2 protein-coding genes are annotated in these 2093 nt (G+C 36.0%); both read right to left on the reverse strand.

The genetic code is table 11. From position 1 onward, the window contains the following. On the reverse strand, window positions 1-1809 hold a 1809-nt coding region (locus tag ABD816_RS22010), incomplete at its 3' end, for a galactose-binding domain-containing protein (RefSeq protein WP_344931057.1). Window positions 1810-1969: 160 nt separating this feature from the next. Then, complete coding sequence (locus tag ABD816_RS22355; protein ID WP_425549126.1) at window positions 1970-2080, reverse strand: T9SS type A sorting domain-containing protein; 111 nt, start codon at window positions 2078-2080, stop codon at window positions 1970-1972. Window positions 2081-2093 lie beyond the last annotated feature (13 nt).

Genomic DNA, 2093 nt, shown 5'->3' on the forward strand with positions numbered 1-2093 from the left:
CTCAGCATCAATAGTCATAGATGGATTTGGAGTAGTGGTATATGTTTTACTAAATACCCAGTTACCGTTTCCGTCTCCAATTTTAACCGTAAAATTAGATAAACGATCAGAACAGCAGCTATCAGTCCTATTAAAAATTTTAATATCGCCAATATTAGTAGTTTCAGCTAACCTTACTTGCCACCAAGCACCAGCGGTTCCAGATGCAGTATGAGTTACTGAGTTGTTAGACCATTTACCATCAGTATTACCATCAATAGCTCGAGAAGCATCTCCGCTGTAAGCTGTTGTTGATTGAGCAGCAGCTCCATCTAATGCTAGGTTTCCATCATTTGTGGTTCCACCGCCGCCAGTAGTAACGGTTAGTTGTTTTGTTATACTTTCCGCTGCCGCAAAAGTACTGTTACCATTTTGGGATGCAGTAATGTTTGTATTACCGGGTCCTACAATTCTAATTTTATTATTTACTATTCGGGCTACGTTAGTATTTGAGCTGGTGAGTGTCACCGCCGCTCCTGAACTGGCATAAGCAAAAGGAAAAAAATCTGTATCACCGACTTCTTTATTTTCAATGTCATGAAAATCAATACCCTGATGATAATTAGGTTTGGTTTCACCAACTAAAAAAGCACCTTCGGGTCTTACGTATGGTACATAATCTGCATTAGCTTCAAATTGATCATTTACATATTTCAATATTGCTAATTCGTCCGGCATAGCTAATCCATTTGGACCTGTTGTAGTTGAAAATGTAATTGCACCTCCCGCACCTGTAATTCTTTTAACAAATCGATAAGCTTGATCATTATCTGCAAAAACCAATGGTTGTGAATATGAGGACCAGGTCTCTCGCATCGGGGTAAACATGTGTTTTAGCACATTATTATTACTGGAAAAATCTGATAGGTTGTCTGCTACCATATCTGTAAGTGTATATTCTTCATAAGCCCAGGAATTTGGTGGAGCACCATTACTAAGAGGCGTCATGTGACCTGCTGTTAAATCTGACCATAATTCATTTGCTTGATATTTTATTATTCTATAATTAGTGTCATCCGCATCATTAGTTCCATCTGAATCTACATACATGCTAGGGAAATAAGATTTTTTATTATTTGCAGCTATAACAACGTTTGGATCTGCGTTGCGTATCATTTGCATGAATTCACCTTTCTGCTCATCCGTACCTTGTGATAAATTATCTAACCAATACCCATCTACTAATCCCTTGAAACGCTTTACAAAACCTTCGCACAAATGGCGATAAGCAGCAAAGTGATCACCATTAAAATTAGCGCCAACATAAGTATACCAGTTTTCTCTCTGTGATTCTGTTCCTCTGTACAAATTAACTGTCACATTCAAATATAAAATTACTTTCTTACCTCCGTTTTTTAATTCTTTTATTGCATCAATAACCATTTGTTCACTCTCTAAACTTGGCACTATTGTAGGGTCTATTTCATTAGCGACATCTACATTGTCATTCTGCCTTAATGTAAATTCAGCACCATTTGCGTTGGCGGTAAAATTAGTGATTACATGTCCTGCTGTAGGATAATTTTGATTTATTTGTCGAGCATATGCTACATAATCATAATCCAGATTATCGATGTAGTGGTTTAACTCCGATCCTGCCCTTATTACTAAGCGTGGCCCCCATGAACCTTCCAACCATGGAGCTTTTGAGTTTTGAGCAGTCATTATGCAGGGAAAAATAAATAATAAAGATAGAAAGCAAAGCTTATTCATTTGTGACATAGATCTGCCTTTAAAAATAGATGATACATTTTGATTGTTTTTTTCCATAATTTTAGAGTTCAAAAAAGGGAAACTGATTACGTTATTTTTGTTGCTAAGAGAGTATTAGTACTATCCTTTGATCCCTCTTTATATTAAGAGTATTGTATATGTAAATGATAGAGATACCAATGATACTAATCATTGGCATCTCTATTTTTTTTTCCTTTTATTTCTTAATTAGTTTCCTGGTATATGTTTGGTTCTCATTAGATACTTTTACCAGATACAACCCTGTTGATAATCTACGACTATCTATAGTGGTTGAGCCATCTTCTATAGTACCAGAGAGT

The organism is Aquimarina addita, from assembly GCF_039539305.1.
GTDB classification, from domain to species: domain Bacteria; phylum Bacteroidota; class Bacteroidia; order Flavobacteriales; family Flavobacteriaceae; genus Aquimarina; species Aquimarina addita.